We start from the raw sequence: 12,368 nt of genomic DNA on the forward strand, positions 1-12,368 counted from the left end.
TTCGAATCCCATGCAAGCCTTGACCGCCCCCGCAGGCGGCCGCGAACGCAATGCCGCGGTCTTGCCTCTGCCCGCCTTCACCGACAACTATATCTGGGCCATCGTCCGCGACGGCCAGGCCGCCGTGGTCGACCCCGGCGAAGCCGGCCCGGTGCTGCAATGGCTGGCCCGCGAAGGCCTGAAGCTGCGCGCCATTCTACTCACGCACCACCACGGCGACCATGTGGGCGGCGTGCTTGAATTGTCCCGCATCGGCGACATCACGGTATATGGGCCGGCGCGCGAGAAGCTGCCGCGCTGCGACGTGCCGCTGGTCGAGGGCGACCGCGTGGTGCTGCCGGAACTGGACCTGGACCTGACGGTGCTGGACGTGCCGGGACATACCGCGGGCCACATCGCGTACACCGGCCGGGCGGCGGGAAAACAGCCTGTGCTGTTCTGTGGAGACACCCTGTTTGCCGGGGGCTGTGGCCGGCTTTTCGAGGGCACTCCCGCGCAAATGTCTGATTCCTTGGAAAAATTTTCTGTTTTACCGCCAGATACACAGGTTTTTTGCGCACACGAGTACACTCTAGCGAACTTGCGCTGGGCCATGGCGGTCGAACCCGCCAACCGCACCCTGCAACAGTGGTATCAGCGGGCCCGGCAATTACGCGCAGAAGGTCTCCCCACGCTTCCGTCGACCATCGGTCAGGAACGCGCGACCAACCCGTTTTTGCGTACGCAGCAAGCTGACGTCGTCCGCGCCGCAGACAGCTGGGCCGGCCACGACCACCCGACGCCGGTAGAGGTTTTTGCCTCCCTTCGTGAATGGAAGAACGATTTCAAGTGACCGCCCGATGAATCTATCCCGACTCCTTCTGCCGCTTCTGCTGGCAGTCCTCGCCGGTTGCGCAGGAACCAAATCCCACGACAGCAAAAACCTCACCACCAACTCCCAAGGGCGCTACATCGCCCGCGACACGTCCCGCACGGTCGACCTGACCAATCCGCCGGTCGACGCCTGGGACCGCATCCGCCGCGGCTTCGCCATCCCCAACCTGAACACCGACCTCTCGCAGCAGTGGACCGACTATTACGCGTCCCACCCCGAGGCGGTGCAGCGCATGGCCGAGCGCGCCGGCAAGTACCTGTATTTCATCGTCGACGAGATCAACCGCCGCGGCCTGCCGACCGAGCTGGCCCTGCTGCCGTTCGTCGAAAGCGCCTACAACCCCACCGCGCTGTCGCGCGCCCAGGCCTCGGGCCTGTGGCAGTTCGTGCCGGCCACCGGCCAGCACTTCAACCTGAAGCAGGACTGGTGGCGCGACGAGCGCCGCGACCCCATCGCCTCGACCAACGCGGCGCTGGACTACCTGGAAAAGCTGTTCGAGATGCAGGGCGACTGGTACCTGGCGCTGGCCTCGTACAACTGGGGCGAAGGCTCGGTGCAGCGCGCCATGGCCAAGAACGAGGCCGCCGGCCAGCCCACGGACTACCTGTCCCTGAACATGCCGGACGAGACCCGCAACTACGTGCCCAAGCTGCAGGCCATCAAGAACATCATCGCCGACCCGCAGCGCTACGCGGTGGCGCTGCCGCCGGTCGGCAACACGCCGTACTTCGTGACGGTGCAGAAGAACAGCGACATCGACCTGGAAATCGCCGCCAAGCTGGCCGAGATGCCGCTGGACGAATTCAAGGCCCTGAACCCGTCGTTCAACCGGCCCGTGATCCGCGGCGACCACGCCCCCACGCTGCTGCTGCCGGCCGACCGCGTCGAGATCTTCAACGCCAACCTGACCAACTACAAGGGCGACCTGAGCGCCTGGAAGGTCTACCACTCGCGCCGCGGCGAATCGTACGCCTCGATCGCCAAGCGTTTCGGCGTGACCGAGGCCAAGCTGCGCGAGACCAACGACATCGGCTCGCGCCAGAAGGTAGCCTCGGGCCAGTCGCTGCTGGTGCCGGGCGACCCGGGCGCCGGCGGCGTGCAGCTGGCCTCGCTGGCCGCGCCGGTCGGCGCGCTGGATTCGGCGCCCGCCAACACCAGCAAGGCGCCGGCGCCGCGCGGCAAGGCAGCCGCCCCCGCCGCGCGCGGCGCCGCCGCCCGTCCCAACGTGCGCACCCACAAGGTGCGCCAGGGCGACACGCTGTTCTCGCTGGCCAAGCAGTACGGCACCTCGGTCGACGCGCTGCGCGCCCTCAACAACCTCAAGGGCAGCGCGCTCAAGGTCGGCGCCCAGCTGCGCGTGCCGGGCACCAACGCCCGCGGCTGATTCCCCGCCGATCCGTCTTTCGCAGCGGCGCCCACCCGGGCGCCGCGCTGTTTTGTCCGCGAGGCCGCCAAACTCCTTAAAATAGGCGGTCTCCAGCAGGAAAAAAATCAAAGGAACCACACATGGGCTTTCTCGCCGGCAAACGCATCCTGGTCACCGGGGTGCTTTCCAACCGCTCCATCGCCTACGGCATCGCGCGCGCCTGCCACCAGCAGGGCGCCGAACTGGCCTTCACCTACGTCGGTGACCGCTTCAAGGACCGCGTGGCCGAATTCGCCGCCGAATTCGGCAGCGACATCGTGCTGCCCTGCGACGTCGCCGAAGACAGCCAGATCGAAGCCACCTTCACCGACCTGGCCAAGCGCTGGGACGGCCTGGACGGCCTGGTGCACTCGATCGGCTTCGCGCCGCGCGAAGCCATCGCCGGCAACTTCCTGGACGGCCTGTCGCGCGAAGGCTTCCGCATCGCCCACGACATCTCGGCCTACAGCTTCGCCGCCATGGCCAAGGCCGCGCTGCCGCTGATGGAAGGCCGCAACGGCTCGGTGCTGACGCTGACCTACCTGGGCGCCGAACGCGTGGTGCCCAACTACAACACCATGGGCCTGGCCAAGGCCTCGCTCGAAGCCAGCGTGCGCTACCTGGCCACGGCGCTGGGCCCGCGCGGCATCCGCGCCAACGGCATCTCGGCCGGCCCGATCAAGACGCTGGCCGCCAGCGGCATCAAGGACTTCTCGGCCATCCTGAAGTTCGTCGAGGCCCAGGCGCCGCTGCGCCGCAACGTCACCATCGACGACGTCGGCAACGTCGCCGCGTTCATGCTGTCGGACCTGGCCGCCGGCGTCACCGGCGAAATCACCCACGTGGACGCCGGTTTCTCGACCATCGTCCCGGGCATGGAAGAGTAATTCCGCTGACCGGCCGGGCGCCCTGCCCGGCCGCCTGCCCGCGCCGGGCGGTTCACCCGCCCGGCGGGCCGCCCTCTCAGGCCGGCCGCACGATCAACGTGGACACCTGCACGTCCACCGCCGTCATCAGCTTGTGGATCGGGCATTTCTCGGCCACGGCCAGCAATTCGTCGATCTGCGCGTCCGACAGTTCGCCATGCAGCGTCAGCTTGGCGGTCAGGCGATAGATGCCCTTGCGTTCCTCGCCGGCATCGCGCACCACGTCCACCCCCACCGATTCCAGCGGCAGCCCCTTGCGCTGCGCGTAGACCATCAGCGTCATGGCCTTGCAGCCGCCCAGCGCCGTGTCGAAGTAGTCGTGCGGATCCGGGCCGGCGCCTTGCGGCTGCGGCATGTCCAGCGGCAGGTCGTGGCCTTCGGCCGTGGCGGTGAATTGCAGGGTATTGGGCGCGTTCTGGCGCACGTGGATAGTCATGGGCGGAATTCCTCGCGTTGCGGGCGGCGCGCATGGCCGCCCCATCCCCGGTTGTAGCATCCGGCGCCCGCGCCCCGCCCTGGCGCAACATCCGTTTCTGACTGTAAGCTGAACTTCCGGGCGGGACGGCGGTCGGATAGTCCTGTCCGCAAGATCGATTGCATTCACCAGGAAACCCGCATGAGCGCCAGACAACTTCTCGACCAACTGCTGCAATCCGGCCAGGGCCTGCTGGCCGACGCCGGCTCCAAGGTGCAGAACGCCACCGGCGGCAAGGGCGGCTCGTTCCTGACCGGCCTGGGCGGCGGCGCCCTCGGCGCGGGCGCGCTCGGCCTGCTGCTGGGCAGCAAGAAGGCCCGCAAGATCGGCGGCAAGGTCGCCATGTACGGCGGCATGGCGGCGCTCGGCGCCCTGGCCTACCGCGCCTATGGCGACTGGCAGCGCAACCAGGCCGGCGCGCCGGCCGCCCCGCCGCAGACGCTGGACCGGCTGCCGGCCCCCGAGGCCGAACAGCACAGCACCGCGGTGCTCACGGCTATGATCGGCGCGGCCAAGGCCGACGGCCATATCGGCCCGGAGGAGCGCACCCTGCTGGAAACCGAGCTGGCCAAGCTGTCCAGCGACGCGCAGGACCGCCGCTGGCTGGAAACCGAGCTGTCGCGCCCCCTCGATCCCGCCCAGATCGCGCAATCGGCCAGGACGCCGGAGATGGCGGCCGAGATGTACCTGGCCAGCCTGCTGGTGGTGGACGAGGAAAGCTACATGGAGCGCGCCTACCTGGACGAGCTGGCGCGCCAGCTCAAGCTGCAGCCGGGATTGAAGGAACAGCTGGAGCAACACGCCCGCGCGGCGGCCTGAGCTTAGCGCGCCGTCTTCCCGGCCGCGCCGGGACGCTGGCGCCCCCGGCCATCAAGGCACGGGGACGGCCGGGCCGCCCCGCCCTGCGCGTCAATCGGCGCGCAGCCCGATCGCGTCGGTCAGCGCCGTATAGCGATCGATATCCGCATTGATCATGTCCTGGAACGCGCGCGGCGAGCTGGTGGTCGGCGTGAAGCCCTGCTCGCGCAGCGCGGCCTGCACGTCCGGCCGCAGCATGATGCGGGCCAGCGTCGTATTCAACTTCGCCACCACCGCCGGCGGCGTGGCCGCCGGCGCCAGCAGGCCGTGCCATTGATCGAGCGCGTAGCCCGCCACGCCCTGCTCGGCCACCGTGGGCACTTCGGGCAGGAGCGGCGAACGCTGCGGCGAGGTCACGGCCAAGGCCCGCAGGCGGCCCGCCGCGATCAGCGGCGCGGCGCTGGACGCGGTGACGATCCCCATGCCGACCTGACCCGACACCACGTCGGTCAGCGCCGGTCCGCAACCCTTGTAGGGCACGTGCTGCAGCGGCGCGCCGGTGGCGCGTGTCAGCATTTCGCCGGCCAGGTGCTGCGGCGTGCCGTTGCCGCACGAGGCGAACGGCAGCGGCCGCTCCGGCCGCGCGGTGTTGCGCGCGTCGTCCAGCGTGCGCAGCGGCGAGGCCGCCGGCACCACGAACACGGACGGCACGAAGGCCACGTTGATCACCGCCGCGAAGTCGCGCTTGGGCGCGAAGCCCAGGTTGCGGTAGACGCCGGGGTTGATCGCGAACGAGCTGTTGACCATCAGGAGCGTGTAGCCGTCGGGCGCCGATTCGGCCACGGCGCGGGCGCCGATGTTGCCGCTGGCGCCGGACCGGTTCTCGACCACCACCGGCTGGCCGAATTGTTCCTGCAGGCTGGCGCCCAGGCGCCGCGCCAGCAGGTCGGTGCCGCCGCCCGGCGGGAAGGTCACCACGATGGTGATGGGATGCGTGGGATAGGTCGCGTCCCCGGGCGTGTCGCCCGAGGGCGGATTGCCGCAGGCGCCCAGCGCCAGGGTGAGCAACAGCAGGGAGGATCGAAGCGCGCGTTTCATGATGCTTGCCTGTCGTGTCGCGCCGGCCTCAGGCGTCCAGCCCGATGTCCAGCACTTTGGCGCTGTGGGTCAGCCAGCCCACGGCGATCTGGTCGACGCCGGTGGCCGCCACCGCCGCCGCGGTCTCGGGCGTGATGCGGCCGGAGGCCTCGGTGATGGCGCGGCCGCGCGCCATGGCGACGGCCTGGCGCAATTGGTCCAGGCTCATGTTGTCCAGCAGCACCACGTCCACGCCCAGCGCCAGGGCCGTTTCCAGCTGTTCCAGCGTGTCCACTTCCAGCTCGATCTTGACCATGTGGCCGATGCCGGCGCGGGCGCGCGCCACCGCGGCCTCGATGCCGCCGGCCAACGCGATGTGGTTGTCCTTGATGAGCACGGCGTCGTCGAGTCCGTAGCGGTGGTTGCTGCCGCCGCCCACGCGCACCGCGTATTTCTGCACGGCGCGCAAGCCCGGCATGGTCTTGCGGGTGCAGGTGACGCGGGCGCCGTGGCCGGCGATGGCGCGCGCGATCGACGCCGTCGCCGTGGCCACGCCGCTCAGGTGACACAGGAAGTTCAGCGCCACGCGCTCGGCGGTCAGCATGGCGCGGGCGTTGCCGCGGATCCGCGCGATCTCCGTGCCCGGCGCCAGATCGGCGCCGTCGCGGTGGGCGACCTCGAATTCGATGGCGGGATCGAGCGCGCGGAACGCCAGCCGCGCCAAGTCCAGCCCTGCCAGCACGCCTTCCTGGCGCGCCACCAGGCGCGTCTGGGCCACGGCGTCGGCCGGCACGATGGCGTCGGTGGTCAGGTCTCCGGCCCGCCCCAGGTCTTCAAGCAACGCCGCGCGCACCAGCGGCTCCAGCATGACATCCGGCAGGGAGGGAATGGCCAAACGGGCGGCGGGCGCTTCAGCAATAATGCTCATTTTGAGTATTTTGTGGTTAAAAAAAGGCGCGCAAGAAATGCGCATGCCACTTATGCTAAAGATGAGTATATGACCTTGTCAAGCGTCACAGGGCGCGCGACAGCGGCAGCTTGCTGCCGGCGATGGCGCGTTCGAGCAGCACGTCGCGGCGGAAGCGGAACAATTTGGCGGGGCGTCCCGCCGTGCCGGTGGCCATCTCGCCGGTCTCTTCCACCAGCGCCTGCTGCTCGATCAGGCGGCGGAAATTCTGCTTGTGCAGGCCGCGTCCGGCCAGGGCCTCGACCGCCAGCTGCAACTGCAGCAGCGTGAACTGCGCCGGCATCAGTTCGAACACCACCGGCCGGTACTTGATCTTGGCGCGCAGCCGCGCGATGCCGGTGGCCAGGATGCGGCGATGGTCGTGGCGCATGGGCTCGCCCGGCAGCGGCGCGGCGGCCGCGTCGGGATGGCGGCGCGCCGCTTCCGGCACCAGGCCGGCCTCGAACAGCAACTCGTAGCGCTGCAGCACCATGTCCTCGTTCCAGGCGGCGCCGTCCAGGCCGAAGGTGATGGCGGCGCGCTGGCGGCGGCGCTGGCGCGCGGCGCCGTCGTCGGTGTCGTCGCACCAGGCCTGCAGGCGCGGCACGATCACCTCGTCCACCAGCGCCGGCGTGCCCGCGCGGCGGTCTTCCCAGGGGAAATAGCGATACCAGTCCTGCCAGCCGACCTGCGCCACGCCGGTCTCGCCGGCCTCGCGCGTCAGGCCCAGGTAGCTGACCGACATGACGCGCGCGCCCGACTCGTCGGAGCGGTCGCCATCGGCGAAGGTGTAGAGCTGCTCGACGTAACCGAGCGGATGATGCGTCTGGGTCTCGACCCAGGCCCGCAGGCCCGCCTGCAGCGAGCGGTGCGACAGCTCGAACGGCCCCGCCGGCAGGGCCCGCGCGTCGTCGGTGGTCAGCACGCGCGGCTCGCCGTGAGTGACGGCAACCAGGACGGCGACGAGTTCGGCGTGGACGGAGCGTTCGACGGATTCGGTCAAGGTGATGGCTGAAAATGAAGGAAACCGGGCGCGGTGACGCGACGCCGCGAGGCGCTCGGCATTATAAGGTCGGGGCCCTGCAACAGCCCCTTGCAAACGTGACAGCGCAACCCGCCGCACGGGCCCCGCGCGGTCCTAAGATGAGGATGGATCCCCGGCGCGCCGCCATCCTGGGACGCCCGCAACCGGAGCCGTCATCATGCTGAAAACCGTCATCGATTCCTCCGCCGCCAGCAGCAAACCGGACACGGCCGCGGAGCCCAAGCCGTCCGTCGATCCCCGCAAGGGCACCGGCATCCTGCCGATGCCGGACCAGAGCGCCATCGTCGCCGGCATGCCGCGCCGCGGCCGCGCCATCGAGGCGCCCGGGGACCCCGGCATCATCACGCCCGAGGACGACGTGCTGGACACGTCATACGAAAACCGCAAGAACTGAACCGCGCGCGCCGCGGCGGAACGCGCGGCAATCAGGCGACCTTGGCCACCGCGTCCTGGCGCGTGTCGACCACCGTCAGGATGGCCAGGAAGCCGCTGATGTCGAACACCTCGCGCACGTGCGGCTGCATCGCGCACAGCGCCAGGGCGCCCGAGCCCTGCTTCAGGCGCTTGGCCAGCACCAGCACCACGCGCAGGCCGGCGCTGGAGATGTAGTTCAGGTTCGACATGTCGAGCACGAAACGGCGTTCGCCTTTTTCGACGTGCGACAGCAGGTCGGCTTCGATGCCGGCGGCGTTGCCGCTGTTGATCTGGCCTTCGGGGGAGACAACCAGCACTTCCCCGACCTTCTCGATTGCGAGACTCATAGTGGTTCCCGGTAATGGACCGGCGCCCCGGATCCCGGCGCTTGCGGGCGGCGGCGCGATGCCGAGATGATACGCGAGGCGCCCGCGCGGCCAAACGCAAACGTCAAACGACAGGCGCCAGAGCCGGCCCGTTACGCCAGCGGGCCGCAATCGGGCATACTTCCACCTGCACGTGTACCACTGAACGCAAGGCGACCATGCCCCCTCAGCCCGATACGCTTGACCTCGTTCCCGACGCCCGCGCCGTCGCCTCCGCCATCGAATGGCTCGAGGCCATCGCCGAGCGCGACGCGTGGTCTCCCAAGCTGAGTTTCGGTCTGTCCTTGAGTCTGGACGAAGCGCTGACGAACATCGTTTCGTATGCCTTCGACGATCCCTTGCTCGCCCCCGATCCCGCCCGCGTCAGCCTGGCCTGCCGCCAGGACGACGAATGGATCTCGCTGGAGATAATCGACAATGGCCGTCCGTACGATCCCACCAAGACCCCGCCGCCCCCATTGGCCGCGACGCTCGATGACGCCGAAATCGGCGGCCACGGCGTGCGGCTGATGCAGCACTATCTGCACGACCTGCGCTACACCCGCAACGGCAACGAGAACCGCCTGACGCTCGTGATGCGCGCCGCGTGACCCTCACTGGCGCGTTCGATCAAGACGCGCTATCGACAACTAGCAGTGCATAGACAGAAAGTACCGAACAAAACCCGGTCGTCTGTCACTCATGCATAGCGCGCGCGCCGGTTGCGCGCGGACCTCGCCCAGATGCCGCCCGTGAACGCTCCCTATCGTCCAGAAGGATTGCTTGCCCGCCCCTTGTACGCTCGCGTCGACGCGAGCGCCGTGGCCCACAATCTGGCGCGGTTGCGCGCCACGCTGCCGGGCGCCGGTGCGTCGGGCGCCGCAGCGCCGCGGCTGTGGGCCACCGTCAAGGCCGATGCCTACGGCCACGGCCTGGCGCGCGTGCTGCCCGCGCTGCGCGCCGCCGACGGGCTGGCAGTGCTGCACCTGGACGAGGCGCGCGCCTGCCGCCGGCTGGGCTGGGACGGCCCGGTGCTGGTCTACGGCGGCCTCTATTCGCAGGCCGACACGCTGCTGCTCGACACGCCGGGCCTGCACCTGGTCATCACGCACGCCGCGCAACTGGACTGGCTGGCGCAATCGCCCGCGGCCGCGCGGCCATCCATCTGGCTGCGCTTTGCCGGCGACATCCATCACACCGGCTTCAACGCCGACGACTACCGCGCCGCGTTCGCGCATGCCCGCAGCCTGGCCGCGCAAGGCCTGATCGGTGAAATCGGTCACCTGAACCACTACGCCCGCGCCGACGAAACCGACGGCGTGGACAGTGCCGACGCGCGCTTTCGCGAGGTCATCCGCGACTTGCCGGGGCCGGTCTCCACCAGCAATTCCGCCGCCATGCTGGGCCATGCGGCGCGCGCCGCGGCCACGCAATGGGTGCGGCCGGGCCTGGCGCTGTACGGCGCCAGCCCGTTCGCGCACTGCAGCGCGGCGCAACTGGACCTGCGGCCGGCGATGTCGCTGCACTCGCAGGTGGTGGGCATCCAGCGCGTGCCGGCTGGCGCCGGCGTCGGCTACAGCGGCGCGTTCCTCGCGCCCACGGCGATGAACGTAGGCATCGTCACCTGCGGTTATGCCGACGGCTACCCGCGCCACGCGCCGACCGGCACGCCGGTCGTGGTGGCCGGCATCCGCACGCGGCTGCTGGGCCGCGTCTCCATGGACATGATGGCGGTGGACCTGGGCCCCGTGCCGCACGCGGCGATCGGCTCCCCCGTGACGCTGTGGGGCGCGGAAGGCCTGCCGGTGGAGGAAGTCGCGATGGCGGCGGGCACCATCGCCGCCCAGTTGTTGACGGGCCTGAGCGCGCGCGTGCCGGTGGCGCTGGCCGGCGCCGGCGCGGCGCGCTGAATGGCGCGGCCCGCGCGATGCGATGACGACCTGACGCGAACCGCGGCACCGCCGCCGCGCTCAGGCGGCCTCTTCGCGCGGCCGGGCCGGCGCGAACAACAGGAACAGCAAGGTCGCGACCAGGTAGATCACGCCTGTCGCGGCCAGTCCCGCGCCCATGCCGGCGGCGCCGAACATGGCGCCGACCACCAGCGGGCCGGCCATCTGGCCGAGCTTGTCGGCGGCGCGCATGACGCTGGTGGCGCCCGCGGCGCCATAGCGCTGCACGTCCGGCAGCGCCAGCATGTAGGGCGATTGCGACGCGCCGGCGAAGCAGCTGGCCAAGGCCAGCAGCAGCACCGCCGCCGCCGCGGCCAGCAGGCCGCTGTTGAAATACAGCCCGAGCATGCCGAGGCTGCCGATCAGGCCGCCCAGCACGATCCAGCTCTTCTTGATGCGGCTGCGGTCCACCACCCGGCCCATCAGCGGCCCGACGTAGATGACGCACAGGCCGTAGATCATCAGCACCCGGCCGATGCTGGACGCGGCCACGCCCTCGGCCTCCAGGTACAGCGGCAGCGCGAACGACAGCAGGCCGACCTGCGCGATCGAGAACGGAATCACGCTGCCCACCAGCAGCAGGCCGAAGTCGCGGGTGAACAGCAGCTTCAAGGTCTCGGACAGATGCGCGCGGGCGCGCCCCGCAGCCTGCGCGGCCAGCTGACGGCCGCGATCCATGTAGGGGCGCATCAGGATCAGCACGCCGGCCAGCGGCATCACCAGCATCACGGCGCCGACCGCGAACACCGCGCGGAAACCGACCTGCTCCATCAGCATCGCGCCCACCGCGGCGCCCGACAGGTGGCCGGCGAACAGGCCCGCGATCACGCCCGTCATGTTGCGGCCGCGATATTGCGCCGGACTGCGCGTGACGATGAAGCCCTGCAGACCCATCCAGGTCAGCCCGTAGCCCAGGCCCACCAGGCCGCGCGCGGCGCTGAACATCAACAGGTTGGCGGCGGCCGCGCACGCCAGCATGCCGGCCGCGGACACCCCCAGGCCGGCCAGCACCGGCACCTGCCAGCCCTTGCGGTCGGTCAGGCGGCCGGCCAGCAGCGAGGTCAGCAGGCCGCAGCCCATTTCCACCGAGATCGGCAGCGCCAGCAGCAGATTGGCCGGCAGGTCGAGCCCGCCCGCGGACAGGCTGCGCGCATACAGCGGCAGAAAGCCCAGCGGCAAGGCCCACGCGAACAGGAAGCCGAACATCACCGGACGCGCGATGCGGCCCACCTCGGACGCGTCGTCCGGGCCGACGCGGGTGCCATCGGGCAGCGTGGCGCGCGCGGCGAAGGCGCGGTTCATCAGCAGCGCCAGCAGCAACAGCATCTCGATCGCGGCCACCAGCGCCACCGCCACCACGGTGACGGCATCGAGCGCGCGGCCGCGCACGCCGGCCGCGATGACGTCGCTCGACAAGCGCAGCACCAGGTCGCCGTGCGCCTTGGGATCGGCCAGCGCCGCGCCCAGCGGCAGCACCAGGGTCAGGTCGTCGGCCTGCGGCCGGGTCGCGGGCAGCGCAGACACGTCGAGCGCGCCGCGCGCATCGGCGCCATACAGCACGCGGCCGTCGCGATCGGCCAGTTCGATCTGCGCGACCGCCGGAAAGGTGCCGGCCAGGCGCGTGAACGGCGCTTCCACGCCGCGCAGCCGGTCCACCTCGAGGCCGTAGCCGAGCACCCGGTTCAGGTCGCGCTGCAGGCCCTCGGCGAGCAACCCGACGTTGTTGCGCGTGACTTCCAGCCAACCGCTGCGAAAGGTGGAGATGGTGTAGGCGGCGTACACGCCCTGCGCCAGCACCAGCGCCAGCAACGGCACCACGAAGCGGGCGCGGCCGCCCGCGGCCAGCGAGGTCAGCGGCACGATGTATTTGAAGACCGCGGCCAGGCCCAGCCCCACCAGCACCGTGACGACCAGCAGCACCTGCAGGTTGTCGATGATGAGCCGGCGGCTGGCCTCGCCGTCCTTGGCCGCCGACAGCACCACGGCGCCGACGCTCTTGCCGCCGGCGCCGGCCAGCGGCACGGCCACCGTCACGCGGTCGTCGTCCACCGCGACCAGCGCGCCCGAGCCGCGGCGCGCCAGGCCCGCGGCCAG

At 70.3% G+C, this 12,368-nt stretch carries 13 protein-coding genes; 7 read left to right on the forward strand and 6 right to left on the reverse strand.

From position 1 onward, the window contains the following. Positions 1-10: 10 nt before the first annotated feature. The 3 genes from gloB to fabI all read left to right on the forward strand — a co-directional run bounded on the left by gloB (position 11) and on the right by fabI (position 3,166). Positions 11-832 carry a hydroxyacylglutathione hydrolase gene (gene gloB, locus H0523_RS13445; protein ID WP_054432731.1) on the forward strand — a complete coding sequence of 274 codons (822 nt, stop codon included), beginning with the start codon at positions 11-13 and terminating at the stop codon, positions 830-832. Positions 833-839: 7 nt separating this feature from the next. Then, entirely contained in the window at positions 840-2,258 is a 1,419-nt protein-coding gene (locus H0523_RS13450; RefSeq protein ID WP_054432732.1) for a transglycosylase SLT domain-containing protein, read from the forward strand. A gap of 122 nt (positions 2,259-2,380) precedes the next feature. Continuing rightward, positions 2,381-3,166, forward strand: a complete 786-nt coding sequence (gene fabI, locus H0523_RS13455) for an enoyl-ACP reductase FabI (protein WP_006392868.1) — start codon at positions 2,381-2,383, stop codon at positions 3,164-3,166. 76 nt (positions 3,167-3,242) lie between these two features. On the opposite strand, the gene H0523_RS13460 is transcribed toward fabI, so the two are convergent. Beyond that, positions 3,243-3,641 (reverse strand): OsmC family protein, encoded by a 399-nt coding sequence (locus H0523_RS13460; RefSeq protein ID WP_054432733.1) that lies wholly within the window; start codon positions 3,639-3,641, stop codon positions 3,243-3,245. Between the two features lie 180 nt (positions 3,642-3,821). On the opposite strand from H0523_RS13460, the gene H0523_RS13465 reads away from it, so the two are divergent. Further along, complete coding sequence (locus H0523_RS13465) at positions 3,822-4,499, forward strand: tellurite resistance TerB family protein (protein ID WP_054432734.1); 678 nt, start codon at positions 3,822-3,824, stop codon at positions 4,497-4,499. Positions 4,500-4,589: 90 nt separating this feature from the next. On the opposite strand, the gene H0523_RS13470 is transcribed toward H0523_RS13465, so the two are convergent. From H0523_RS13470 to H0523_RS13480, 3 genes are all read right to left on the reverse strand, one after another. Beyond that, on the reverse strand, positions 4,590-5,576 hold the full coding sequence (locus tag H0523_RS13470; protein ID WP_054432735.1) for a tripartite tricarboxylate transporter substrate binding protein: 987 nt from the start codon (positions 5,574-5,576) through the stop codon (positions 4,590-4,592). Between the two features lie 28 nt (positions 5,577-5,604). Further along, positions 5,605-6,483, reverse strand: coding sequence for a carboxylating nicotinate-nucleotide diphosphorylase (gene nadC, locus H0523_RS13475; protein ID WP_054432736.1), 879 nt, complete (start codon positions 6,481-6,483; stop codon positions 5,605-5,607). A gap of 85 nt (positions 6,484-6,568) precedes the next feature. Then, the gene (locus H0523_RS13480; protein ID WP_054432737.1) at positions 6,569-7,504 is read right to left on the reverse strand and encodes an NUDIX hydrolase; all 936 of its coding nucleotides are present in this window, start codon (positions 7,502-7,504) and stop codon (positions 6,569-6,571) included. Between the two features lie 199 nt (positions 7,505-7,703). Between H0523_RS13480 and H0523_RS13485 the strand changes: the two genes are divergently transcribed. Then, positions 7,704-7,940, forward strand: coding sequence for a hypothetical protein (locus tag H0523_RS13485; protein ID WP_054432738.1), 237 nt, complete (start codon positions 7,704-7,706; stop codon positions 7,938-7,940). Between the two features lie 31 nt (positions 7,941-7,971). Here H0523_RS13485 and H0523_RS13490 read toward each other — a convergent pair whose 3' ends face one another. After that, entirely contained in the window at positions 7,972-8,307 is a 336-nt protein-coding gene (locus H0523_RS13490) for an STAS domain-containing protein (protein ID WP_054432739.1), read from the reverse strand. Positions 8,308-8,504: 197 nt separating this feature from the next. Between H0523_RS13490 and H0523_RS13495 the strand changes: the two genes are divergently transcribed. Further along, on the forward strand, positions 8,505-8,936 hold the full coding sequence (locus tag H0523_RS13495; protein WP_054432740.1) for an ATP-binding protein: 432 nt from the start codon (positions 8,505-8,507) through the stop codon (positions 8,934-8,936). 132 nt (positions 8,937-9,068) lie between these two features. Further along, positions 9,069-10,235 carry an alanine racemase gene (alr, locus tag H0523_RS13500; protein WP_054432849.1) on the forward strand — a complete coding sequence of 389 codons (1,167 nt, stop codon included), beginning with the start codon at positions 9,069-9,071 and terminating at the stop codon, positions 10,233-10,235. 60 nt (positions 10,236-10,295) lie between these two features. On the opposite strand, the gene H0523_RS13505 is transcribed toward alr, so the two are convergent. Continuing rightward, positions 10,296-12,368, reverse strand: a 2,073-nt coding sequence (locus H0523_RS13505) for an MFS transporter (protein ID WP_180180073.1), incomplete at its 5' end; no start/stop codon positions are given.

This window comes from Achromobacter insuavis (genome assembly GCF_902859645.1).
Lineage (GTDB): Bacteria > Pseudomonadota > Gammaproteobacteria > Burkholderiales > Burkholderiaceae_B > Achromobacter > Achromobacter insuavis.

Excerpts from the sequence above, each read along its gene's own strand:
- H0523_RS13495 (WP_054432740.1), top strand. The coding sequence starts at position 8,505 with ATGCCCCCTCAGCCCGATACGCTTGACCTCGTTCCCGACGCCCGCGCC.
- H0523_RS13485 (WP_054432738.1), top strand. The coding sequence starts at position 7,704 with ATGCTGAAAACCGTCATCGATTCCTCCGCCGCCAGCAGCAAACCGGAC.
- H0523_RS13470 (WP_054432735.1), bottom strand. The coding sequence starts at position 5,576 with ATGAAACGCGCGCTTCGATCCTCCCTGCTGTTGCTCACCCTGGCGCTG.
- H0523_RS13450 (WP_054432732.1), top strand. The coding sequence starts at position 840 with ATGAATCTATCCCGACTCCTTCTGCCGCTTCTGCTGGCAGTCCTCGCC.
- H0523_RS13460 (WP_054432733.1), bottom strand. The coding sequence starts at position 3,641 with ATGACTATCCACGTGCGCCAGAACGCGCCCAATACCCTGCAATTCACC.
- H0523_RS13465 (WP_054432734.1), top strand. The coding sequence starts at position 3,822 with ATGAGCGCCAGACAACTTCTCGACCAACTGCTGCAATCCGGCCAGGGC.
- fabI (WP_006392868.1), top strand. The coding sequence starts at position 2,381 with ATGGGCTTTCTCGCCGGCAAACGCATCCTGGTCACCGGGGTGCTTTCC.
- nadC (WP_054432736.1), bottom strand. The coding sequence starts at position 6,483 with ATGAGCATTATTGCTGAAGCGCCCGCCGCCCGTTTGGCCATTCCCTCC.
- H0523_RS13490 (WP_054432739.1), bottom strand. The coding sequence starts at position 8,307 with ATGAGTCTCGCAATCGAGAAGGTCGGGGAAGTGCTGGTTGTCTCCCCC.
- gloB (WP_054432731.1), top strand. The coding sequence starts at position 11 with ATGCAAGCCTTGACCGCCCCCGCAGGCGGCCGCGAACGCAATGCCGCG.
- alr (WP_054432849.1), top strand. The coding sequence starts at position 9,069 with ATGCCGCCCGTGAACGCTCCCTATCGTCCAGAAGGATTGCTTGCCCGC.